The sequence below is a fragment of the Geodermatophilus sp. SYSU D00965 genome, from assembly GCF_054050075.1.
In genome coordinates this window covers 1-21972 of the sequence record NZ_JBJGYQ010000023.1, presented here as the reverse complement: position 1 = coordinate 21972, position 21972 = coordinate 1, and the positions used below count along the sequence as shown (strand labels likewise).

Below are 21972 nucleotides of genomic sequence, written 5' to 3'. Positions count from 1 at the left end.
TCGCCGCGGGTCAGGCTCCCAGGTGCGGACGGCGCGGCCGGCCGGGCAGCACCAGGTTGAGGACGACGGCGACCCCGGCCGCGACGACGATCCCCGAGTCGAACAGCGCCCCCCACTCGCCGGTCACCCGGTCCACGGCGTCCGGCGCGGAGGCGATCCCCCGGCCCAGGCCGACCGACAGCGCCACGATGAGCAGCCCCCGGGTGTCCAGGCCGTCCTTGCTGAGCAGCTGGACGCCGATCGCGCACACCATGCCGAACAGCACCAGCACGCCGCCGCCGAGCACCGCCGGCGGGATCGCGGCCAGCACCGCGGCGACCTGCGGGAGCAGGGACAGCCCCACGAGGACGAGCGCGCCGATGGTCACCACGTGCCGGCTCATCTGCCTGGTGAGGGCCACCAGCCCGATGTTCTGGCTGAACATCGTCGTCGGCAGCGCGCCGAAGGCCCCGCCGAGGACGGCGCTGCCGCCCTCGGCCAGGATGCCGCCGCGCAGCTCGCGGGCGGTGGCCGGACGCCCCGCCCCGCCCTCGGTGACCGCGTGCACGGTGCCCACCGAGTCGACCATGTTGACCACGCCGACCACCGCCATCGAGAGCACCGCGACGACCGGGAACGACAGCCCGAACTCGAACGGGGCAGGGACGGCGACCAGCGGCCGGTCGCCGACGCCGGAGAGGTCGAGCAGGCCCAGCGGGATCGCCACCAGGTAGCCGACCACGACCGCGACCAGCACCGAGGCGGTGCACAGCAGGCCGCGGCCGAACTGGTTGAGCAGCACGGTCAGCACGAGCACGAGCGCGGCCACGCCCAGGTTGACCGGCGAGCCGAAGTCCGGGGACCCGACGCCGCCGGCGGCCAGGTTGACGCCGCTGGGCAGCAGCCCCAGGCCGATGACCAGGATGATCGTGCCGGTCACCACGGGCGGGAAGAGGAACGCGATCCGGTGGATGCCCAGGGCGATCGCCACCTGGACGGCGGCGGTCACCAGCACCCCGCCGAGGACGGCGGACAGCCCGTACTCCTCGGCCAGCGGGACGGCGACGGCGATGAACGCGAAGCCCGACCCCATCATCAGCGGCAGCCGGCTGCCCACCGGACCGAGGCCGACCGTCTGCAGCAGGGTGGCCAGCCCGGCGCACAGCAGGGCGGCCTGGACCAGCAGCACCGCCTCGCCCGTGGTCGCCCCGATGACGCCGGCCAGCAGGATCGCCGGGGTCAGGTTGGACGTGAACATGGCCAGGACGTGCTGCAGGCCCAGCGGCACCGCGACGCCCCACGGCGGTCGGGCGTCGGGGTCGGCGCGGTCGTAGGGCGGGGCGGTCGTCGGCTGGGTCGTGGCCATCGGGGCTCCTGGGGCTCGGCGGCGGTCCGCCAGCAGGGTCGCCGGAGCGTGTTCCGGACCGGTGTCGTCCCCATTGCGTTCCCGGCACCCGCAGGTCGGCGCGTTACGGTGCCGCCCGTGTCGACGCGCTACGTGGTGCTGCTGCGCGGCATCAACCTGGGTCGGGCGCGGCAGATGGGGATGCCCGAGCTGCGGGAGACCCTGACCGCACGCGGGCACGACGCCGTCCGCACCCACCTGCGCAGCGGCAACGTCGTCCTCGACAGCCCGCTGACGGCCGAGGAGCTCGCCGCGGACGTCGAGGCCGCGGTGCAGGAGCGGTTCGGGTTCGCGGCCCCCGTCGTGGTCCGGACCGGGACGGAGGTCGCCGCGGTGGTGGCCGCCGACCCGCTCGGCGCCGTCGCCACCGACCCGGCGCGCTACCTGGTCACCTTCCTGTCCCGGGCGCCGGACCCCGAGCGGGTGGCCGCGCTGCCCCCGGCCGACCGCGGCGAGTACCGGGTCGCCGGCCGCGAACTGTTCCTCTGGCTGCCCGACGGGGTCGCCGACACGCCACTGGCGTCGTGGCGGTGGGACACCCTCCTCGGCGTGCCGGGGACCTCCCGGAACTGGAACACCGTCCGGAAGCTGGCCGAGCTGGGCGCCGTGTGACGTGTGTGACAGAGAGGTTTAGCGGGGCTCTCCTGGAGCCATACGCAGGTGTTCGGCTCGCCCGCGGGCCGCAGCGAGGTGCGCCTGCGGGCGACGAGCACGTGAGGGGAACCAGCGGCGTGACACGCGAGACGGCCGGGCCGGTCTGGCCGTCGGCCACACCGCCGGCGGCCCGCGGCGGACTCGAGTGGGAACTCACCGACGTCGCCGAGCTGCCGCAGGTGCGGGCCGCCCTGCGCCGGCACCTCACCGCCTCCGACCCGGCCGCGGCCGACCTGCGGGACCGGCTGGTGCTGGCCCTCGACGAGATGGCGTCCAACGCGCTGCGGCACGGCGGCGGGCACGTGGCGGCAGCGGTCCGCACGACCGGGACGGGCTGGCTGATCGAGGTCTCCGACGCCGCACCGGCCACCCCGCCGACGCCCGCGGTGGGCCGCGACCCGAGCGAGGGCGGCCTGGGTCTCTACCTCATCGCCGAGCTGGCCGCCGACCACGGGTGGTACGTGTCCGCCGGCGCCAAGCACGTCTGGGCCGTCCTGGGTTGAGACATCGCGGTCCTCCGGACCGCACCACTCCTCCCGACCACCACGGCCACGTGCCGTCCCCGCCCACGCTGAGCCCATCCGGCCGCTCGTCGGGGACCCTCCGGGCCCCACTCCTCCCGACCACCGCGGCCACGTGCCGTCCCCGGCGGGCTACTGCTGGGGGTGCAGGCGGATGGCGACCAGGGCGATGTCGTCCTGCAGGCCCTCCGGGCGCAGCCGCTCGATCACCGCGTCGCAGAACTGCTCGAGGGGCAGGCTGCCCAGCTCGGCGAGAGCGCCGCGCAGCCGGGCGATGCCGTCGTCCAGCGGCAGGTCGCGTCCCTCCACCAGGCCGTCGGTGTAGAGCAGCACCGTGGCCCCGCGGCGGAAGGTCACCGTGTGCTCGCTGCGCCGGGTGCCCGGGTCGACCCCCAGCATGAGCTCCGGGCGGTGGCCGGCCAGCTCCGCCACCCGGCCGTCGGCGTGCAGCAGCAGCGGCGGCGGGTGACCGGCGTTGGACCAGCGCAGGGTGGTCAGCCCCGCGGCGCGCTGCTCAGGAGTCTGCTCGACCCGCGCGACGGCGGCGGTCGCCATCGTGCGCAGGCCCAGGCCCTGGATCGCCGAGTCGAGGTCGGTGAGCACCTGGGCGGGCCCGACCTCGGGCCGGTGGGCGATGCCGCGCAGCATCCCGCGCAGCTGCCCCATGGCGGCCGCGGCGGCGGTGTCGTGGCCGACCACGTCACCGATCACCAGCACCGCGGAGCCGCCCGGCTGCAGGAAGGCGTCGTACCAGTCCCCGCCCACCTGGGCGACCTCGACCGCGGGCAGGTACCGCACCACGATCTCCGCCGAGTCCGGCGCGGGCGGCTCGGTGAGCAGGCTGCGCTGCAGCCCCTCGGCCAGGTTGCGCTCCTGCGCGTACAGGCGGGCGTTGTCCACCGCCAGCGCCATCCGGGAGGCGACCTCCTGGGCGGCGGCGACGTCGTCGGCGTCGGCCAGCGGCCGGTCCGCCGACCGGTAGATGCTCAGCGCGCCCAGCGTCCGCCCGCGGGCCGACAACGGCAGGGTCAGCGCCGTGCGGGGCGCCAGCTCCCAGAAGACGTCGGCCGCCTCGCCGTCCAGGGTGCTGCCGACGGTGGCGCCGACGTCCTCGACGGTCAGCGTCCGGCCCGAGGCCAGCGCGCGCATGACCGGGGCGTCGGGGCGGATGGCGGCCAGCCGGAGGCCCGCGTAGCGCTCCACCGTGGGCCGGACGGCGGGGTCGCGGTGCCAGGAGCCGACGTCCCGCATCCGCCCGTCCTCGCCGGTGAGGCTGACCAGCGCCCAGTCGCCCAGCACCGGCACGACCGCCTCGGCCAGCCGTTGCAGCGCGGCCTCCACGCCCTTCCCGGCGGTCAGCGTCTCGGCGGTCACCTCGCTGACCTCGGCGATCAGCGCGAGGCGGGCGGCACCGGCGCGGGCACGCTCCTCGGCCGCCCGGCGCTCGGTGACGTCGAGGAAGTACACCGACACCCCGTCGGGGCCGCCCCACGCGCGCACCTCGTACCAGGCGTCCAGCGGCGCGGGGTAGTAGGCCTCGAAGACCCGTTCCTCCTCGGCAGCCGCCGCCCCGCGGTAGTGCACCTCGAAGTCGCTGCCCACGGCGTGCGGGTAGAGCTCCCAGATGTCGCCGCCGATCAGCTCGCCGCGGGAGCGGCCGAGGACGCGCTCGGCCTCGGCGTTGACGTAGGAGAACCGCCACTCCCGGTCGAGGGCGAAGAAGGCCGCGTTCATCGACTCGAGGACCCGGGCGACGCGGGCGTCGGCCTGCCGGTGGTCGGTGGTGTCGTAGCCGGCGCCCAGCAGGCGGACGGCGACCCCGTGGGCGTCGGCGAGCGCGCGGCCCCGGCCCTGCACCCAGCGGGTCTCCCCCGACGGCAGGACGACCCGGAACTCGGCGTCGTACTCGCCGCACGCGTCGATGGCGCCCTGCAGGGCCGCCATGGTCCGGTCGCGGTCGTCCGGGTGGACGCGCGCGGCGAAGGCGTCGATGGTCTCGTCGAAGGACGCGCGGTCGTAGCCGAAGATGGCCAGCAGCCGGTCGTCCCAGGTCAGGCGGCCGCTGACCAGGTCCCAGTCGAAGCTGCCGATCCCGGCCGCGTCGATCGCGAGGTCGAAGCGGAGACGGGCCAGCTCGGGGTCGGGGAACCCGACCTCCGGGTGCGGCCGGTCCACGCTCTTCTCTCGACTCACTCGCATTCCAGGGGCCGGGCGGCGGGGACGGACGCGGCAGCGCCGCGACGTGGCGGCACCTGCGGGCAGACGGCCGACGCTCCTTTCTCCCACGTCCCCAGCCCCGGGGCCACCCGGTGTGGCGGGATCGACATCCCGGACGGGCCCCGCCCCCGGGGGCAGGGAGGGCGGGGCCTAAGCGGTCGCGGGGGACCGCGTCGTCTGGAGCGTTCCTCCACGCTGGGCAACGAGCGGATCACCCAGCGGTTACGGCCTGAGGGCGAAAATGCCGAACGGCGGGCGCCCCGGTCCGGTGGGGCGCCCGCCGTTCGGGCGGGGAGGCGGACGGGTCGACGTCCGCCGGCACGAGGGTCACGTCCTGCGTGCGGGCGTCCAGCGTCCCTGCGAGCGCGGCGGCTCCGTGGCCCGGACGGTCTCTGCGGGTCGACTCCGGCCGCGCCGGGGGGCGACCCGGCGGCGTGGACCCGCGACGGCCAGGCGAGGTCGTGCCGGTCGGACCCGGGGGCGCGGGTGCCGGCGGTGACCTGGCCCCTCTCGGAGGACGGCGGCCCGGTGCCGGCAGCCGGCCGCACCCGCGGTCTGCGCCTCCCTGGAGGGTCCGCGCGCTGCGTCGGGGCGCAGTCGGCGGGAGGTCGAGGCGAGAACCGGTGGTGCGGGACGACTGGGGCGGCGGGAGCCACCGTCGGAGAGGGACGGCCTGGGCGGTGCGAGGTCGGCCAGAGGAGCGAGACGGTGCCGTGGCGACGGTCGCGGTCACCGGAGGGGGAAGGCGGTGACCGGCAGCCGGCGGGCTGGCGGGGGTGCGGTGGACGGCGTCCGCGGCGAGGGCCGTGGTCGCGCTGGGATCAGCCGGACGGCGATCCCCGGGCGGGTGGAGGGCGCGGGTCGCCGCGCGCCCGGGCCGGGGCGGAGGCCCGGGGAGCACCTCGGCGGTGCCCGGCCGGCGCGGATCCCGGGGAGGGGGTGGGCCGCGGTGCCGGCACCTGCCGGGCGAGCGGGGGGACCACCGGGACGCGGGGCGGGGCGACCGGCCGGAGAGCCCGGGCCGGGGCCGGCCGGGGGGTCCCGGCCGGACGGAGCGCCGCGGCGGGGGAAGGCGCCGCGGGCTGGATCGTGGGCGTGCTCGGCAGCTCGGTGAGCACCACCGGGCCGTCGGGGCGGGGCGCCGGGGGCACCGGGCGTCCCCACGCGAGGTGGGCGCCGTCGGGCCCGGCGCCCCACAGGGCGAGGCGGCGGACGAGCGCCCGCAGCCGCGCGCGCAGGGTCGGCCGCGGCGCCTCGGCCGGCGCGGGGCGGGCAGCGGACCTGGCCGACGGCGCCGGCGGCGCGGGCGCCACCGCCGGGGGCGCCGGTGCGACCGGGCGGGCGCGCGGCACCGGCACCGGCCGGGCGGCCGGGAGGGAGCGGACCGGCCGCCGGACGCCGCCCGGGCGCAGCGCCGCCGCCCGCACCGGCCGCGGCCGGCGCAGGGGCAGGTCCTCGGCGCGCTCCAGCACGTCCAGCAGGCCGCTCAGGGTCAGGTCGTCGGTCATGCGCGACGTGCGGGACACCGGTGCCCGGTCCAACGCCATGACGTCCTCCTGCAGGTAGTCGCCGCGACCGGGGAAGGTGCCGCGGACAAGGAGAAAGGTAGGGACGGCGGGCCGCGCGGACGGCCGTTCCCGACACCTCCTGGAGGGCGCGTGACCGAACCGTTGCAGCGGCCTCCCCGACGGGTCGGTGACCCCTCGCCCGCACCGCTGCCTTGTCGACAAGCCGTCCCCTCCTGAGCGTGGAAGCCGCTGGTCAGGGGCTCGCTCATCCCGGGACACACCCCGGCGCGCCCGCGTGTCGGGGCCCCGTCCGCCGGGTCGGTCCCGGTTTGCCGGGTCGGTCCCGCGTGCCGAGACTCGACCGGTGACCGGACCGGCCGAACCCGAGACCAAGCTGCGCCGCGCCGTCAGCGGCAGGCTCCTCTACCTCTTCGTCCTCGGGGACGTCCTCGGCGCGGGCGTCTACGCCCTCGTGGGCGAGGTGGCCGCGGAGGTGGGTGGCGCCATCTGGGTGCCGCTGGTGCTCGCGCTCCTGCTGGCCCTGCTGACGGCCACCTCGTACGCCGAGCTGGTCACCAAGTACCCGAGGGCGGGCGGGTCGGCGGTGTTCGCCGAGCGGGCGTTCCGGCGTCCGGTGGTCGCCTTCCTCGTCGGCTTCTGCATGCTCGCCGCCGGGGTGACCAGCGCGGCCGGTCTGGCCCTGGCCTTCGCCGGCGACTACCTGGGCGTGTTCCTCGACGTGCCCGCCGCGCCGGCAGCCCTGGTGTTCCTGCTCCTGGTGGCGCTGCTCAACGCCCGGGGGATCGAGGAGTCCCTGCGGGCCAACACGGCGATGACGCTGGTGGAGGCCTCCGGCCTGGTGCTCGTCGTCGTCCTCGGGGCCGTGGTCCTCGGTCGGGGGGACGGCGACCTGGGCCGCACCGTGGAGTTCCCGCCCGGGGTCTCGGCGGGCTCGGCGGTCCTCGGCGCGGCGCTGCTCGCCTACTACTCCTTCGTCGGCTTCGAGACCTCGGCCAACGTCGCCGAGGAGGTGCGCGACGTACGCCGGGTGTACCCGCGGGCGCTGTTCGGCGCGCTGGTCACCGCGGGCGTGGTCTACGTGCTCGTCGGCCTCACCGCCGCGGTGGTGCTGCCACCGGAGGAGCTGGCCGGCTCCAGCGGCCCGCTGCTGGACGTCGTCCGGGCCGCGGACGCCGGCATCCCCGACCAGCTGTTCAGCGTCGTCGCCCTCATCGCGGTCGCCAACGGCGCGCTGCTGACGATGATCATGGCCAGCCGGATGGCGTTCGGCATGGCCGAGCAGGGGCTGCTGCCGCGGGCCCTGGGCCGGGTGCTGCCGGGACGCCGCACCCCGTGGGTGGCGATCGCCGTGACGACGGCGGTGGCGATGGTAGTGACCGCGACCGGCTCGCTGGCCGCGCTGGCCAACACCGTCGTCCTCCTGCTCCTGCTGGTGTTCCTCTCCACGAACACCGCGGTGCTGGTGCTGCGCCGCGACCGGGTGGCGGCCGACCACTGGCGGGCGCCGACGGTGCTGCCGGTCCTGGGCATCGCCTCCTGCCTGCTCCTGCTGGCGCGGCAGGAGGCGGGGACGTGGGTGCGCGCCGGGGTGCTGCTGGCGCTGGGGGTGCTGCTGCACGCCGGGACGCAGATCGCGCGCCGGCGACGGGACCGGACCGAGCCCCGGGAGTCCCCGGTCGCCGGCTGACAGGATGGCGCGGTGGCCGACCGCACCCCGCTGGTGATCGACACCGACCCGGGCATCGACGACGCGCTGGCGATCCTGCTGGCCCTGGCCAGCCCCGAGGTGGACCTGCGCCTGGTCACCACGGTGCACGGCAACGTGGAGCTGGCGCAGACCACGCAGAACGCGCTGCGGGTGCTGCACCTGGCGGGCCGGGCCGACGTCCCGGTCGCCGCCGGGGCCCGGGACTCGCTGGTCTACCGGCAGCCGGAACGGGCCGGGCACGTGCACGGCGGCACCGGGCTGGGCGGGGTGGAGCTGCCGGCGTCGCCGGCGGCGGTCGACCCGCGACCGGCGGTGGTGGCCCTCGCCGAGCTGCTGCTCGCCGCGGAGCAGCCGGTGACGGTGGCCGCGATCGGGCCGTGGACGAACATCGCCCTGCTGCTGGCCACCTATCCCGAGGCCGCCGACCGGATCGGCCGGCTGGTGCTCATGGGCGGCTCGGCCGGCCGCGGCGGCAACGTCACCGCGGCGGCGGAGTTCAACGTCTGGGCCGACCCCGAGGCCGCCCAGCGGGTGCTGGGCTCGGCGGTGCCGACCGTGCTCGTCGGGCTCGACGTCACGCTGCCGACGGTCCTCGACGACGACGGCATCGCCCGGTTCGCCGCGGCGGGGCCGATCGGGGCGACGGCGGCGGGGATCCTCCAGCAGTACGTGGACCACGCCCGCACCCAGTACGGGACGACCGGCGTCGTCGTGCACGACGCGCTGGCGCTGACCGAGGCGATCGTGCCGGGCACCCTGGGCACGGTCCGGCGGGACGTCGTCGTCGACACGACCCTGGGTGCCGGCCGCGGTCAGACGCTGGTCGACCGGCGTCGCGTGTCGGCCTCCCCCACCGCCGTCGAGGTGGCCGAGACCGTCGACAGCCCGGCCGCGGTGGAGTTCCTGGTCAGCCGGCTGGAGGCGCTGAGCCGCGGAGCCCGGTGACCTGGTCGCCGTCGTGCGTCGAGGCGACGACGCCCGCGGCGATCTCCCGCAGCTTGCGGTTGTAGCGCTGTGAGGCCTCGCGGAGGATCTCGAAGGCCCCGTCGGCGTCGACCCGGCGCTGGGCCATGAGCACGCCCTTGGCCTGCTCGATCACCGCCCGCGACTCCATCGCCAGCCGCATGTTGCGGGCGTGGTCGGCGAGCCGGTCGTGGGCGTCGGCGTTGGCCACGGCGACGGCGATGGCCTCGGCCACCGACGTGCCGACCTCCTCCGACTCCGGCGTGGCGAACGCGGCCGGCTGCGACGAGTAGACGTTGAGCGCGCCGATGGCGCTGCCCTGGTAGGGCAGCGGCACCGACAGCGAGCTGCGGACGCCGACGTCGACGACGCGGACCGTGTAGTCCGGCCAGCGCTGCTCGGTGCGCATGTCGTCGATCCGCAGCACGACGCCGCCGCGGCCGGCGTCCATGCACGGGCCGTATCCGCGCTCGTACTGGAGCTCGTCGGCGGCCAGCGCCATCTCGCCGTGGTGCGCGGCGGTGAACGCCGTGTCCCCGCGGACGAGGGTGATGGAGGTCGACTCCGCGCCCGGGATGGCCCGGGCGGCCACTTCGGTGATCTCGCCCAGGACGTCGGCGAGGCTCCGGTCGGCCAGCGCCACCCGGCTCAGGTCGCGCAGCAACTCCTCCACGGCGCCAGTGTGCCGTGCGCGCCCGTCCTTGAGGAGTCGCCTCCCGTACACACCTGCACCCGCCGCTGCAGGACTCGGCCCTTTCGGTCAGGATGGAGCCGGGCTGGGCGCCGACGCCCTCGTCCGCTCAGCACCGGCGAGGAGGTCGCGATGGGGCAGGAGACGTGGCCGCACGCTCCGGTCCCCTCCGTGCCCGGCGACGTCTGGCACTGGGCGCTGGACGCGATGCACGTCGTGTCGCGGGTCCGGGCCGACCTGCGGGCTCGCATCGCGCACCCCTCGGTGTGCTCGTCGTCCACCGACGACGCCCGCGACGGCCTGCTGCTGGTGTTCGAGGAGCTGGCCTCCAACGCCCTGCGGCACGGGGGCGGCGCCGTCCGCGCCCTGGTGATCGCCGGGACGGACGGCTGGCTGCTCGACCTCAGCGACGAGGCCCCCGACCGGCCGCCGGTCCCCGCCGTCGACCGCGACCCCGCGCTGGGCGGCATGGGGCTGCACCTGGTCGCCCAGCTGTCCACCGAGTACGGCTGGGAGAAGCGGCCCGGGCGCAAGCACGTGTGGGCCCGCCTGCCCAACGGCCGCGAGCCGCTGGAGGCCGCCCAGGAGTGGGTGCCCGAGCCCCGGGCGCCGGAGATCCCGCGCGAATAGGCGCTGCGATGACACCGTCGGCCTCCGGCCGACACCGCGGCCAGGTGCCGTCCCCCGCCTGCGCTGAGCCGCTGCCCGTGTCCCGGTCGGGGACCCTCCGGGCCCCGCGACCGGTCCACCCCGGCTCCGCGCCGTCCCCAGCGGGCGTGGATCGTCCCGGCCTGCACCCGCCTATCTGCTCGCGCGGCTGACGGCGGCGCAGAAGCGGTCGTGGTCCTCGCGCACGTCGGCCATGGGGGCCAGCACCTCCTCCTGCGCCACGACGTCGACCGCGGCCTCCAGCCGCTGCTCGGCCCGCCGCGCCCGCCGCCGCGCCCGCATCCCCACGAACGGCCGCGCCACCAGTGCCAGCAGCGCCCCGGCGAGCAGACCCCCCACCAGCAGCAGCGTCGGGAGGGGCAGCCCCTCCACCCGGGGCAGCGGGACGACGTCGTCGAGCTGGAACAGGCCCAGGACGACCAGGGCCAGCAGCCACAGCGCCCCGGCCAGCGCCACGAGGGTGAGCAGCCACTGCAGCCCGCCCACCCCGCGCTGCCACAGCGGCGTGCGCTGCGGGCCCAGGTCGGTGCCGGCGACGGCGCGGTCGAGCCGGTCGGCCAGCGACTGCTCGGAGACCTCGACGGTGCGCCGCAGGTCGTCCCGCCAGGCCTGCGGCAGCCCCTCGCCGGCGGCCTCGCGCGCCGCCCGCACGGCCCGGCTCACGCCGGCCTGCTGCACGGCGCCGGCCGCCGGCAGCGACGTCCGGCTGCCCTCGTCCCCGAGGTGCAGCCGCTCCAGCGGGTCGGAGCGCAGCTTGCGGGTCCACCGGACGACGGGCCACCCGGTGGCCGCCGTCCCGCTGCGACGCACGGACCGCTCGACGGCGGCGGCGACGGTGGGCACCCCGGCGGCCTCGGCCAGCGCGTCGGTCAGCTGCTCCCGCTCCCGGCGCCCGACCCCGGGGCCGGTCTGCCCGCACTGCTCGGCCAGCGCCCCGGCCACGTCGCGGACGTCGGCGGTGAGCCGGTCGGTGGCCGCGCGCCGGGCCGACACCCGCCGGGCCAGGTCGGCCCGCAGCTCGCCGACGCCGGTGCCGGTGCGCGCCGAGACGGCCAGCAGCGGGGTCGCCGCCAACCCCTCCCGGTCCAGCAGCGCGCGCAGGTCGGCCAGGCAGGCCCGCGCGGCCTCGGGGTCGAGCCGGTCGACCTGGTTGAGCACGACGAGCAGCACGCCGGCGTGCCCGGCCAGCGGCACGAGGTAGCGCTCGTGGACGGCGGCGTCGGCGTACTTCTCCGGGTCGAGCACCCACACCAGCACGTCGACCAGCTGCACCAGCCGGTCGACCTCCAGCCGGTGCTCGAGCCGGATGCTGTCGTGGTCGGGCAGGTCGAGCAGCACCAGGCCGTCGAGCGCGGGCTCGGACGCGTGCCGGTGCCGGCGGGGCACCTCCAGCCAGTCCAGCAGCCGGTCGGTGGAGTCGTCGGCACGGCCGTCGGACCCCCACACGGTGGCGTGCGCGACGCCCGTCGTCGGCCGGCGGATGCCCGGGGTGCTCACCTCCGCGCCGGAGAGCGCGTTGAACAGGGTGGACTTGCCGCTGCCCGTCGCCCCGGCCAGGGCCACGACGGTCGCGTCGCCGAGCGCCTCGCGGGCGCCGGCCTTGGCCAGCAGGGCCCGCGCCCGGCCGACGTCCGGCACCTCCAGCCGGCCCTCGGCCACCTCGACGGCCTCGCGCAGCGCCGCCAGCCGGTCGGCCAGCGGCGGGGTCCCGCGCCTCACCGGCCGGTCCGGGCGGCGCCGAGGGCGGAGGCGGCGGCCCGCAGCCGGGCGGCGTCGTCCGGCGCGGGACCGGCGGTGTCCAGCAGGTCGTCGAACCGACCCTGCTCGTAGTCGAGCAGCGAGTCGGCGCGGGCCTGCAGGTCCTCCCGCGCCCGCGCGGCCAGCGACCGCACGGCGGCGTCGCCGAACACCGCCTCCAGCAGCCGCTGCCCCAGGGCCGTCGTCCCGCCGGCGACGGCCACCTCGCCGCCGGTCAGCCCGCCGGTCTGCGCGAAGACGGCGACCATCACGACCGCCCCCGCGCCGTTGACGCCCCAGGAGAGGACGCGGGCACGGGTCCGCTTGTCGGCGCCCTCCTCGCGGACCAGGTCGAGCACGTAGCCCTGCCAGTCCCGCACCTGCGCGGCGGCGGCCTCGGGGAAGTCCTCGGAGACACGCTCCAGGTCGTCGTCGCTCGCGGCCAGGAGCGCCGGCCCGCCGGGCAGCGCCCGCCACGCGGTGACCGTCCGCTCGGCGGCGCGGTCGGCCTCGGCCCGCAGCAGCGTCTCCACGCTGGACTCCAGCGCGCCGGTGAGGTCCTCGGCCGGGGTGGGGCGCCCGGTGAGCGCGGCGGTGACCCGGTCGCGCAGCCGGCCGATCGAGCTCTGCAGCGAGCGCATCCACTCCCCGGTGCCGACGAACTCCTGCCAGCGGGCGAGCACCTCCCCGCGCAGCAGGCTGCCGCTGCGCACGCCCTCCTCCACGCCGTCCCGCGCGGCGGCGTAGGAGGCCGCGGCGGCCTCGCGCAGCGCCGCGGCGGCCCCGGCCTGCTCGTCGACGGCCGCGGCGATGCCGGCCACCCGGTCCTCGAGGCTGGCCAGCGCGCCGGTGAGGGTCTGCCGGACGACGGCGGCCCGCTGCTCCTGGTCGGCGGCGAGCGCGTGCAGCCAGTCCCGCAGCGGGGCGACCTGGTCCTCGGGCAGCCGGCCGTCGACCAGCGGGCGCTCCTCCACCACGAACAGCCGCGCGCCCGACAGGCCCGCGCGGTCGAGCATCCCCGCCAGGTCGGGGGCGATCTCGCCCGCGGCGCCGACCGGCACCCGGTCGAGCACCACCGCCAGCGCGGTGCCGCGCTCCTGCGCGGTCCGGAGCAGGTCCCAGGGGACGGCGTCGGCGTAGCGGGCGGCGGTGGTGACGAACACCCACAGGTCGGCGGCGGCCAGCAGCTGGGCGGCCAGGTCGCGGTTGGACTCCACCACCGAGTCGACGTCCGGCGCGTCGAGCAGGGCCAGCCCGGGCGGGACGTCGTCCCGCGCGACGACCTGCAGCGTCCCGGGACCCCCGGCCCCGCCGGTGACCCGGGCCATGCCGGGGAGCACGCGGTCGCTCTCGAAGGAGGGCCGGTCGGCGCGGGCGCAGACCAGCACCGGCGCGCGCGTGGTGGGCCGCAGCACGCCGGCGGTGGTCACCGGCGCGCCGACCAGGCTGTTGACCAGGGTGGACTTGCCCGCGCCGGTGGAGCCGCCCACCACGGTGAGCAGCGGGGCGTCGAGGTCGCGCAGGCGCGGCAGCAGGTAGTCGTCGACCTGCTCGACCACGCCGCGGGCGGTCCGGCGGGCGGCCTCGCTCCCGGGGGTGGCCAGCCCGAGCGGAGCGGTCGAGACGGCGTCCCGGAGGGCGACCAGGGCCTCGGGCAGGCGGGCGGGGAGCGTCACGTCAGGGGGACTGCCCCGCCGTCGCCGTGCTCAGTCCTCGCTGCGGCCCGCGCGTTCCTCGCGCAGCGCCTGGAAGACGCGGCGGCGCAGCCGGTCCTGCTCCCGCTCGGGGACGTCGAGGAAGCGCAGGGACAGCTGCCACCGGGCGCCCCGGGTCTGCTGGCGGGCGACCTCGGCGCGGGTCACGAGCGCGCCGTCGCCGAGGTCGAGCGTCACGCCGAGCGTGGCCCCCGGCAGCGGCGGGTTGCCGTAGGCCTCGGCGACGCAGCGGGAGCCGGCCTCGCTGAGGTCCAGGCACTGGCCCTCGAGGTCGACGCCGTTGACGGTGAGGACGACGGGCAGGGCGACCCGCGCCCGGACGGCCTCCCGCCGCTGGGTCCGTTCGGCGGGGCCGGTGACGGTCAGGTGCCAGCGGGGCACGGCGCCGCGCGCGACGGTGTCGACGTCCGCGGGCACGCTCCAGCCGCTGGCGCCGTCCCGCCAGAAGACCCGCACCGAGTCGCCGACGCGGACCACCTGCTGGTCGACGAACTCGCTGCTCGAGGGCCGGACGACGAGCGTCGTGTCGCCGGAGGCCTCGACCCGGGTGCTCACGGAGACCCGGTGACCGGCGACGGTCACCTCGGCCTCCGCGTCCACCTCCGGGCGGACGGCCCCCGCCACGACGTCCATGCGCGATCTCCGTTCCGTTCCGCGACACCGCAGCCCTGCAGTTGTCGCGCCGACTGGAACGGTAACCGCCGTTGCGGCGGGCAACCGTGCCGTGCCGCGGAGCCCACCCCGGCGGGTGAGACGGCTGGGCGATGCCCATCGGCCCGACTCCGCGCCCGGCCCCGTCCAGAGGCTCGCCGCCGGCCCCGTCCCGGGCACCGCCCTGAGCTGGCGAAGGGCGGGGAGGACGGGGTCCTTCCACGGTGAGGAGGACGGGGTCCTTTCTCAGGCGTGGTCGCTGACGGCCGCGTCGCCGTGCACGTGCCGGGCGCAGTGCGCGCAGCAGTAGAAGGACCCCTGCACGACGACGCCGTGGCCGATGACCTTGCACCCGCAGTGCTCGCACACCGGCGCCATCCGGTGGATCGCGCACTCGAAGCTGTCGAAGGTGTGCCGCGCTCCCTGGGCCACCACCTCGAAGGCCATCTCGTAGTCGTTGCCGCAGACCTCGCAGACCGCCATGGCCCCTCCTCGTCGTCCGGGCTCCGGGAGTTCCCCCGGACGGGGCCGCGGACACCCGTGCAGCCGCCTGGTCAGCGCCCCCGGGGGCGGAAGCTGCGCCGGATGCGCCGCCACCGGTTCGGCGTCCGCTCGGCGTCCAGCAGCTCGGTGTCGGCGAGCACCCGGTCCAGTGGGCCGAGGTCGGGCGCCCGGAAGGGCACCAGCGAGCGGCCGACCGGCCGGCGCAGGCTCTCCACGGCGCGCACCAGCGAGCCGCCGCAGGCCGCGACGGCCGCGGCGACGTCCTTCGGGCGGACCCCGAGGTGCTCGCCGAGCAGCCGGTCCCGGAAGCCGGTGATCGTGGCGGCCAGCTCGTCGCGCCGCGGGTCCCCGCTGCGGGCCTCGATGGACAGGTCGCACTCGGTGTCCAGGCCCATCGAGCGGTTGTTGAGGTTGGACGAGCCGATCCGCAGCAGCCGGTCGTCGACCACGGTGACCTTGGCGTGCACGTAGACCGGCCGCCGTCCGGCCGTGACCGGCACGTACAGCCGGAACCGGTCGTGGACGTCGGCGTCGCGCACCAGGGTCAGCAGCTTGGCGCGGGCGGTGCCCATCGCCTTCTCCTCCAGCCAGCCGTCGGCGCTCTCCGGGTTGACGACGACGACCTCCGGACCGTCGTCCTCGCGCAGGCGCTCGGCGATGGCCTCGGCGATCCGGCGGTTGGCGAAGTACTGGCTCTCGATGTACACGCTGTGCCGGGCGCCGGCGATCGCGGCCAGCCACAGCAGCTCCACCTCGTGCACCAGCTCGTCGCCGCCGTGCTCGGGGCGGGTGCGGGAGATGGCGACGTCGACGTCGGTGAGCAGCGGCTCCACCTCGGGCGGCCAGCACGCCTCGACGTCGGGGACCGGCTCGAGGGGACGGCCGGTGCCGCTCGCCCAGCGCTCGCGGGCCAGGTCCCCGAGCGCCCGCGCGGCAGGGCCGGACACCAGGCTGGTCACGTCGTGCCACGGGCCGGTGGGCCGGTGGGTCGAGGGACGACGGCGCAGCGGGTGCCGGTCGAGGTGCTCGGCGGTGTCCCAGCGGTCGGCGGTGACGTCGATGCCGCCGGCGAAGGCCAGGCAGTCGTCGATCACCACGATCTTCTGGTGGTGCGCGCCGCCGACCGGGTGGTGGGTGTCGACGGTCATCGTCAGGCGGGACGGGGTGCGCCGGTTGAGCAGCACGATCGGGGCCAGCCCGCGGCCGAGGGCCAGCAGCATCCCGTAGTCCCACTGCAGGACGCCGATCTCCAGCTGCGGGTTGGCCTTGACGGCGTCCTCGAGCACCCGGCCGAGCTTGTCCGCGCGCCGGGCGCCCGTGCGCCGCCGTCCGGAGCCGCGCGGGTCCAGCCGGATGCGCGGGTCGAAGTCCCAGCCGATGAACAGCACCCGCCGCCGGGCCCGCAGCACCGCGCCCTTGAGCGCCGCGAAGTAGTCCGCGGCGTCGACGAACACCGCGTGCTGCTCGGCCCGCTCCACCCGCCAGCAGGTCTCACCCGGGACCAGGAGGTCCTCGCTGGCGACCGGCCCGGATCCCCCGCCTGCCACCCGTCAGCCGTTGCGGCGCAGGAAGCCGGACACGAAGTCGCGCAGGCTCCGCGTGGGCCGCAGCCACGCGCCGTCCGGCGGCAGGGCGTCCAGCCGCACGCGGTCCAGCGGCTCGACGAAGGCGCCGGGCACGTCCTCGATGTCGATGAACTCCAGCAGGTCCGACCCGATGGCGTAGCCGGCGACCTCGCTGAACGCGACGACGACGACCTGCGTGCCGGAGCGGGCCAGCTGCTCCAGCGGCTCGGCGAAGTTGCGGCCGTCCCCGGAGAAGACGACCAGCCGGCGCAGCCGGTGGCTGTGCTGCCGGACGGCGATGTGGTCGAGCATGTCCTGGTCGATGTCGTCGTCCGGCTGGGTCTTGGGCCGGGCGAAGACGGCGAACCCGAAGCTGCGCAGCGCCTCCACCCACCGCTGCAGCGAGCCGACGACCGGCGGGATGTTGGCGAACACGCACGCCTCGACCTCGGGGGCGTCCGGCGCCCCGGGGTCGCCCGCGCCGTCGACGAACCACGCGGCGATGGCGTCGAACCGCGGCCGGGAGGCGGCCGTCGGGCGGGCCCCGATCACCGTCGACAAGGTCATGTCGATGTTGGGCGCGTCCCAGATGAGCAGGTCCAGCGCCGGGCGGGCCCGCCCCTCGGGCGCACCGTCGGCGGTGTCGGCGTCCGGCTCGCCGGCCAGGTCCAGGTCGAGATCGCTCACGGGGGCAGTCTGCCGGGTCGCCGCCGGCGCGGGGGACGCCGGACCGGCCGGGCGCGGCGGACCGGCGGGTGCGGTGGCCCGACGGGACACCCTCCGCCGGAGGCGGGACGCGCTCACCGGCCGGCCGTCACCGTCGGCTCTGCAGGGCCAGGGCGCAGGAGTCGCCGCCGGCGGCGCGGACCCGGGACGCCCAGCGGGTGACGTCCCCGGCGGGCATGGGGCGGGCCACCAGGTAGCCCTGGGCCAGGTCGCACCCGGCCTCCCGGACCATCTGCAGGTGCTCGGCGGTCTCCACGCCCTCGGCGACCGACCGGATGCCCAGGGTCCGGGCCAGCGAGACGATCGCGGCCAGCACCGCGCCGGTGCCGCCGGCGGCCAGCCGCGCCGCCGCGGTCAGCAGCGAGCGGTCGATCTTCAGCGTGCCGATGGGCAGCGCGAGGAGCTGGGCGAGGGAGGACCAGCCGGTCCCGAAGTCGTCGATCGCCACGCGGACGCCGAAGTTGCGCAGCACCGACAGCTGGTCCTCGGCGCGGGTGGGGTCCTCGGCGACGCTGGTCTCGGTCAGCTCGAGCACGAGCCGCTCCGGGGGCAGCCCGGAGTCGTGCAGGGCCACCCGGACGTCGCGGACCAGCGTCTCGGCGGAGAAGTGCCGGGCGCTGATGTTGACCGACATGCGCAGCGGCAGGCCCTGGGCGGCCCACTCCGCGGCCTGGCGGGTGGTCTCACCCAGCAGCCAGCGGGTGATCGGGATGAGCTGGCCGGTCTCCTCGGCCACGGAGAGGAAGGCGTCGGGCGAGAGCAGCCCGCGCTCGGGGTGGTTCCAGCGCAGCAGCGCCTCCACACCGTCGATCTCGCCGGTGTCGACGCGCACGACCGGCTGGTAGTGGACGACGAACTCGTCGACCGCGCCGTCCCGCAGCCGGTTGGCCACCTCCAGCCGCCAGCGCGCGGCCTCGCGCAGCCCCGGGGAGAACAGGTGGATGCGGTCGCGGCCGGACCCCTTGGCCGCGTAGGCCGCGGCGTCGGCGTCGCTGAGCAGCTGGTGCGCCTGCTGGGCGCCGGGCTGCGCGGAGGCGACGCCGATGCTGGCCGACAGCGGGACGGAGATGCCGTTGGCGACGAAGGGGCGGGTGAACGACGTCTGCAGCCGGAACGCCAGCGCCGCGGCCTCGGAGGTGTCGCACCCGCGGGCCAGGACGAGGAACTGGTCGCCGCCGAGCCGGCCGACGGCGTCGGTGGGCCGCACCTGGTCGGCCAGCCGCGCGCCCACCTGGCGCAGCAGCTCGTCGCCGACCTCGTGGCCCAGGGAGTCGTTGACCGTCTTGAACCCGTCGAGGTCCAGGAAGAGCAGCGACGCCCGGGCCCGGGGATCGGCGAGGGCCTCGCCGATCAGCTGCAGCAACCGCGAGCGGTTGGGCAGCCCGGTCAGGTCGTCGTGACTGGCCTGCCAGGCCAGCTGCTCCTGGACGCGGACCCGCTCGGTGATGTCGGTGTGGGTGACGACCACCTGCCCGGAGTGCTCGACCCGCGCGGCCTGCAGCCGGAACCACTGGGGGTCGGCGCCGAAGGCGTGCGCGTAGTCGTGGACGAACGCGCGGTCGGCCGTCCCCGGGCCGCCGGTGAGGAGCTCCCCGATGCCGGTGGAGATGGTGCGCAGGTCCGCGAGGGACAGGTTCTGCGCCAGGACCTCCAGGTAGTCGTCCCCGACCGCGCCGGGCCGCAACCCGGCGGCGCGGACGAGCTCGCTCGCGGCGTGCCACCGGCGGTTCACCGAGGCGATCCGGCCGTCCGGGTCGATCAGCGCGGTGGCCTGGGGCAGCGCCTCGAGCACGGCGGAGACCTGGTGCAGCTCGGCCGCGGTCCGCCGCTCGCTGCGGCGCTCCTCGTCGATGTCGCGCAGGAACGCGGTGAGCCCGTCGGCGTCGGCGAAGGCGCGGATCTCGAACCAGCGGCCGAAGGGGACGTAGAAGTACTCGAAGGTCCGGGGTCGCCCGTCGGCGAGCACCGCCCGGTACTCGTCCTCGATGACGGTGCCGCGGACCTCGGGGAAGAGCTCGAAGGCGTACCGCCCGACCATCTCGTCGGCGTCGTCGCCGAACAGGTCCTCCGCGGCGGCGTTGACGTACGTGAACCGCCAGTCGCGGTCGAGGCGGTAGACGGCGTCGGCAACCGAGGACAAGGGGTCGGCTGTGGCGACGTGCTCACCCCGGACGTGTCCGTGCACCAGCCAGCTCACTCTCCCCCTGCAGCGTTCGTCGACCCCCGTCGGTGGGACGACGCCACGGCCCGTCCCCCCACGGATCCGGCGTCCGACGCAGTACCGAGGGTAACGGCACGCGTGTAATTCAGGCAGCCTCCACTGTCGCCCGGTCCATGATGCGGCGCACGGCCGACCCGGCCGGGAGGGACCCCAGCGCCGGGCTCCAGTCGCCGGCCAGGCGGGTCGCGCAGAACGCGTCGGCGACCGCGTCCGGGGCGAACCGCAGCAGCAGCGACCCCTGCAGGCACAACGCGAGCAGGGCGGCGACGCGGCGGGCGCGCATCGGCAGCTGGTCGGGGTCGGCGAGCTCGGCGGCCAGCCGGGCGACCGCGGCGTCCAGCCTCGGGTCGGCTCCGCGGGCGAGGTCGATCTCGGCGCGGACGGCGGCCAGCGAGTCCGAGGAGCGGCTCATGGCCCGCAGCACGTCGAGGGCGATGACGTTGCCCGAGCCCTCCCAGATGGAGTTGAGCGGGGCCTGCCGGTAGAGCCGCGGGAGCCCGGACTCCTCGACGTAGCCGTTGCCGCCCAGCACCTCCATGGCCTCGGCGACCGCGGTGGGGGTGCGCTTGCAGACCCAGAACTTGGCGGCGGCGCCGGCCAGGCGGAGGAAGGCCGACTCCCCCGCGTCGACGGCCGCCGCCAGCCGGACGGCCAGCGCGGTGGCCGCCTCGCTCTCCACCGCGAGGTCGGCGAGGACGTTCTGCATGAGCGGCTGGTCGGCGAGCAGCGCGCCGAACGCCCGCCGGTGCCGGGCGTGGTGGACGGCCTGGGTGAGCGCGGCGCGGACGGTGGCCGCGGAGCCGAGGACGCAGTCCAGCCGGGTCGCGTTGACCATCTCGATGATCGTGGGGACCCCGCGGCCGGGCTCGCCCACCAGCCAGCCCGTCGTCCCCTCGAACTCGACCTCGCTGGAGGCGTTGGAGCGGTCGCCGAGCTTGTCCTTGAGCCGCTGCAGCCGGAAGACGTTGCGGCTGCCGTCGGGCAGCACCCGGGGGACGAGGAAGCAGGAGACACCCTCGGGGAGCTGCGCGAGGACGAGGAAGAGGTCGCTCATCGGGGCGCTGGTGAACCACTTGTGGCCGGTCAGGGCGTAGCTGCCGTCAGCTTCCGGGACGGCGCGGGTGGTGTTGGCGCGGACGTCGGAGCCGCCCTGCTTCTCGGTCATGCCCATGCCGGCGACCAGGCCGCGCTTGCCCGTCGGCTCGGCGAGGCCGAACTCGTAGGCGGTGGCGGTGAGGCCGGGCTCGTAGCGGGCGGCCAGGTCGGGGGCGGCGCGCAGCGCGGGGACGACGGCGTAGGTCATGGTCACCGGGCAGGCGTGGCCCATCTCGACCTGGGTCCAGCCGAGGTAGCCGACGGCTCGGCGCACGTGCGCGTGGGGGTCCGCCGGGGTGGTGGGGTGGGCGGACGACACGGGCGCCCACGGCGCCCCGGCCAGCCCGTGCTCGACCGCGGTGCGCATGAGGTCGTGCCACGCGGGGTGGAACTCCACCTCGTCGACCCGGTGCCCGTAGCGGTCGTGGGTCCGCAGGCGGGGCGGGTTCTCGTTGGCCAGCCGCCCCCACTCCTGCGCCTGCTCGCTGCCGGCGAGGGCGCCGAGCGCCTTGAGCGAGTCCAGGGCCGCGGAGTCGGCGTGCCGTACGCAGGCCTCGGCGAGGGCGGCGTCCCCGGCGATCGGGTCGTGCCCGGCCAGCGGCGGGACCTGGTTCGTGACCTCGTGAGTGGCGCCCATGGCGGCACGGTACGACCGTGCGGTTCCACGTGGAACGCGCTCGACGGGGCTGCTCGGCCGCCGGTCCCCGCGGGCCGCGCCGGCGACCGCCACCGGGGAGGAAGCGCGGGTGCGGGGTCCTCGGTTGGCGTCCCAGCGGACGATGCGCGCGGTCGCGGACCGGGGTGCGGACGATGCGCGCGGTCGCGGACCGGGGTGCGGAGCTGTTCGTCCGAGGAGTGGTTCGTCGCGCTGGGCACCTCGATGCGCCCGGCGGGGAAAACGTCTGGCCAAGGGCTGGACGCCGCGCAGTGAGGTGGCCGGCGTCCAGCTCTGACCGGCGCTGTTCGCCTGCAGTCCACGGCTCGGGGGCCACGTCGTGCGGCCGCACGCCGACCCTTCCGACGCCACGCGGGTCGGAGGGGTCAGGCGGCGGCGGGCAGTAGCGGGCCCGCCGCGTGGCCACGCCGTGCGGCCGCGCGCCGACCCGTCCGACGCCACAGCGGATCGGGTCGGGTGGGGTCAGGCGGCGGCGGGGAGCAGCGGGCCGGTGTGGATCGGGGTGCCGTCGGGGCGCCAGGTGCGCCATCGGCCGTCGGGTTGTCGCTCGACGCGGAAGCCGTGGTGGACCTTGGTGTGGTGCCGCTCGCACAGCAGCGCGGAGTTCTCGAGGCTGGTCTGGCCGCCGTTGATCCACTCCAGCACGTGGTGCACGTCGCACCACCAGGTGGGAGCGCCGCAGCCGGCGAACACGCAGCCGCCGTCGCGGACCTCCGCGGCGCGGCGGATGTGCGGTGGGACCAGGC

General features: G+C 76.6%; 18 protein-coding genes. 5 read left to right on the top strand and 13 right to left on the bottom strand.

All coding sequences use genetic code 11. The features are described 5' to 3' along the window. Positions 1-10: 10 nt before the first annotated feature. Positions 11-1345: a uracil-xanthine permease family protein gene (locus ACI789_RS19650; protein WP_457011043.1), complete on the bottom strand. Its 1335-nt coding sequence runs from the start codon at positions 1343-1345 to the stop codon at positions 11-13. 117 nt (positions 1346-1462) lie between these two features. Here ACI789_RS19650 and ACI789_RS19645 point away from each other — a divergent pair, with 117 nt between their 5' ends. Further along, positions 1463-1996, top strand: coding sequence for a DUF1697 domain-containing protein (locus ACI789_RS19645; RefSeq protein ID WP_457011042.1), 534 nt, complete (start codon positions 1463-1465; stop codon positions 1994-1996). Between the two features lie 119 nt (positions 1997-2115). After that, on the top strand, positions 2116-2541 hold the full coding sequence (locus tag ACI789_RS19640) for an ATP-binding protein (protein ID WP_457011041.1): 426 nt from the start codon (positions 2116-2118) through the stop codon (positions 2539-2541). A gap of 150 nt (positions 2542-2691) precedes the next feature. On the opposite strand, the gene ACI789_RS19635 is transcribed toward ACI789_RS19640, so the two are convergent. Together ACI789_RS19635 and ACI789_RS19630 are read right to left on the bottom strand one after the other, a co-directional pair. Beyond that, positions 2692-4752, bottom strand: a complete 2061-nt coding sequence (locus ACI789_RS19635) for a SpoIIE family protein phosphatase (protein ID WP_457011040.1) — start codon at positions 4750-4752, stop codon at positions 2692-2694. Positions 4753-5597: 845 nt separating this feature from the next. Beyond that, positions 5598-6323: a hypothetical protein gene (locus ACI789_RS19630; RefSeq protein WP_457011039.1), complete on the bottom strand. Its 726-nt coding sequence runs from the start codon at positions 6321-6323 to the stop codon at positions 5598-5600. 325 nt (positions 6324-6648) lie between these two features. Here ACI789_RS19630 and ACI789_RS19625 point away from each other — a divergent pair, with 325 nt between their 5' ends. Both ACI789_RS19625 and ACI789_RS19620 read left to right on the top strand, forming a co-directional pair. After that, on the top strand, positions 6649-7992 hold the full coding sequence (locus tag ACI789_RS19625; protein ID WP_457011038.1) for an APC family permease: 1344 nt from the start codon (positions 6649-6651) through the stop codon (positions 7990-7992). 12 nt (positions 7993-8004) lie between these two features. After that, positions 8005-8958, top strand: coding sequence for a nucleoside hydrolase (locus ACI789_RS19620; protein ID WP_457011037.1), 954 nt, complete (start codon positions 8005-8007; stop codon positions 8956-8958). Here the strand turns inward: ACI789_RS19620 and ACI789_RS19615 are convergent. Next, positions 8921-9649 (bottom strand): ANTAR domain-containing protein, encoded by a 729-nt coding sequence (locus ACI789_RS19615; RefSeq protein ID WP_457011036.1) that lies wholly within the window; start codon positions 9647-9649, stop codon positions 8921-8923. The two genes, ACI789_RS19620 and ACI789_RS19615, sit on opposite strands and share 38 nt — an antisense overlap. Positions 9650-9799: 150 nt before the next feature. Between ACI789_RS19615 and ACI789_RS19610 the strand changes: the two genes are divergently transcribed. Further along, the gene (locus tag ACI789_RS19610; RefSeq protein WP_457011035.1) at positions 9800-10297 is read left to right on the top strand and encodes an ATP-binding protein; all 498 of its coding nucleotides are present in this window, start codon (positions 9800-9802) and stop codon (positions 10295-10297) included. Between the two features lie 171 nt (positions 10298-10468). Here the strand turns inward: ACI789_RS19610 and ACI789_RS19605 are convergent, their stop codons facing one another. The 9 genes from ACI789_RS19605 to ACI789_RS19565 all read right to left on the bottom strand — a co-directional run. Next, a complete protein-coding gene (locus ACI789_RS19605; protein ID WP_457011034.1) occupies positions 10469-12055 on the bottom strand; it encodes a GTPase in 1587 nt (528 codons plus the stop codon). Then, on the bottom strand, positions 12052-13749 hold the full coding sequence (locus ACI789_RS19600) for an ABC transporter (RefSeq protein ID WP_457011033.1): 1698 nt from the start codon (positions 13747-13749) through the stop codon (positions 12052-12054). Before ACI789_RS19600 ends, ACI789_RS19605 begins: the two co-directional genes overlap by 4 nt. A gap of 30 nt (positions 13750-13779) precedes the next feature. Beyond that, complete coding sequence (locus tag ACI789_RS19595) at positions 13780-14421, bottom strand: flagellar brake protein (protein ID WP_457011032.1); 642 nt, start codon at positions 14419-14421, stop codon at positions 13780-13782. Positions 14422-14685: 264 nt separating this feature from the next. Further along, positions 14686-14922, bottom strand: coding sequence for a hypothetical protein (locus ACI789_RS19590; RefSeq protein ID WP_456917927.1), 237 nt, complete (start codon positions 14920-14922; stop codon positions 14686-14688). Positions 14923-14993: 71 nt separating this feature from the next. Further along, positions 14994-16490 (bottom strand): phospholipase D-like domain-containing protein, encoded by a 1497-nt coding sequence (locus tag ACI789_RS19585; protein ID WP_457011031.1) that lies wholly within the window; start codon positions 16488-16490, stop codon positions 14994-14996. Positions 16491-16493: 3 nt separating this feature from the next. After that, the gene (locus tag ACI789_RS19580) at positions 16494-17195 is read right to left on the bottom strand and encodes an NYN domain-containing protein (protein WP_456917929.1); all 702 of its coding nucleotides are present in this window, start codon (positions 17193-17195) and stop codon (positions 16494-16496) included. A gap of 127 nt (positions 17196-17322) precedes the next feature. Next, entirely contained in the window at positions 17323-19374 is a 2052-nt protein-coding gene (locus ACI789_RS19575) for a putative bifunctional diguanylate cyclase/phosphodiesterase (RefSeq protein WP_457011030.1), read from the bottom strand. 166 nt (positions 19375-19540) lie between these two features. Then, a complete protein-coding gene (locus tag ACI789_RS19570) occupies positions 19541-21187 on the bottom strand; it encodes an acyl-CoA dehydrogenase family protein (RefSeq protein ID WP_457011029.1) in 1647 nt (548 codons plus the stop codon). A 501-nt stretch (positions 21188-21688) separates the two neighbouring features. Further along, a partial coding sequence (locus tag ACI789_RS19565) for an HNH endonuclease signature motif containing protein (protein ID WP_457011028.1) occupies positions 21689-21972 on the bottom strand: 284 nt, incomplete at its 5' end.

Bases quoted from the DNA above. Each gene is read 5' to 3' on its own strand.
- ACI789_RS19630 (WP_457011039.1), bottom strand. From the start codon at position 6,323: ATGGCGTTGGACCGGGCACCGGTGTCCCGCACGTCGCGCATGACCGAC.
- ACI789_RS19590 (WP_456917927.1), bottom strand. From the start codon at position 14,922: ATGGCGGTCTGCGAGGTCTGCGGCAACGACTACGAGATGGCCTTCGAG.
- ACI789_RS19595 (WP_457011032.1), bottom strand. From the start codon at position 14,421: ATGGACGTCGTGGCGGGGGCCGTCCGCCCGGAGGTGGACGCGGAGGCC.
- ACI789_RS19650 (WP_457011043.1), bottom strand. From the start codon at position 1,345: ATGGCCACGACCCAGCCGACGACCGCCCCGCCCTACGACCGCGCCGAC.
- ACI789_RS19610 (WP_457011035.1), top strand. From the start codon at position 9,800: ATGGGGCAGGAGACGTGGCCGCACGCTCCGGTCCCCTCCGTGCCCGGC.
- ACI789_RS19570 (WP_457011029.1), bottom strand. From the start codon at position 21,187: ATGGGCGCCACTCACGAGGTCACGAACCAGGTCCCGCCGCTGGCCGGG.